This window comes from Allobosea sp. NPDC055594, assembly GCF_053618995.1.
In genome coordinates this window covers 1-1,011 of the sequence record NZ_JBSHIO010000059.1, presented here as the reverse complement: position 1 = coordinate 1,011, position 1,011 = coordinate 1, and the positions used below count along the sequence as shown (strand labels likewise).

The window sequence follows — 1,011 nt, the reverse complement described above, 5'->3', positions numbered from 1 at the left end:
GCGTCTTCTCGATCGACGAGAACGGCGCCGGCATGACCCTGATCGAACTCGCCGAAGGCGTCACCCTCGACGAGATCAAGGCCAAAACCGAGGCGGAATTCAACCAAGGACCGTGAAGGGGCCCGAGAGAACGGCACGTCGACTCGATCTGCCCTATCGGGAGGAAGGCAGTCGCAGCGCGATGGAAACCGAGCGCGTGAAGGCCGACGCAGCCCGCGCTATCGGCGGTGGAAGTTCAGCGGGCAGATGATCGCCTCAGGCATCGCACGATTGAGGCGGAGCGGACAGCGATCCGGCCTGCTGCCGGTTTCGTGGACACCGAGATTCGGTGTTTCATGAAACCGGAGGTGGCGTAGGCGGCGAAGACAGTTTGGGCGTGAGTTCAAGATCGGGGCGGTCCGCCTGATCAAGGATCGCGGAGTGAGTGTGGCGCAGGCGTCTCGGGACCTGGATGTCCACGAGAACCAACTGCGCAAATGGGTGAAGCTCTTCTCGGCCGATCCTGCGCAGGCCTTTCCCGGCCACGGCCGGATGAAGCCGGAGCAGCTTGAGATCGAGAAGCTGCGGCGGGAGGTCGCCAAGCTCAAGGGGGAGCGCGACATCATAGAAAAGGCCGCAGCCTAGTTCGCGAAGGACGTGACATGAGGTTCACGTTCATTGCGAAGCACCGTTCAATCTGGCCGGTGGCGTGGCTTTGCGAAGCGCTGGATGTGTCGCGCTTGGGCTTTCATGCCTGGCTCAACCGGTCGCCGAGCCGGCGTGCCCGAGCGTGCGTCTGCTGCCTTGGCTGCCGCCCCTGCCCGGACGATATTAGGGAGGCGGAGACACGCCGTTCGATCTACGGCATACCGATGCAGGTGATCTTGAACCTAAATCACGACCAGCGGGTCTGGCTTCCCATCTAATTTGCGCCACAGGACTAAGCCGCTCTCGCGGCAGGGCGCTGCGGCACGGTCATCGCTGAGATTTCGCCTGTGAGGCGCTGCATCCGAGGATTTCGGGGTCGTTTCC

At 62.8% G+C, this 1,011-nt stretch carries 2 pseudogenes; both read left to right on the top strand.

Annotation, left to right across the window (positions count from 1 at the left end):
• Positions 1-116 (top strand): annotated as a pseudogene (locus ACWGRX_RS26975) (succinyl-CoA--3-ketoacid-CoA transferase); the annotation flags it as partial.
• A gap of 271 nt (positions 117-387) precedes the next feature.
• Positions 388-767, top strand: a pseudogene (locus ACWGRX_RS26970) (transposase); the annotation flags it as partial.
• Between the last annotated feature and the right edge of the window lie 244 nt (positions 768-1,011).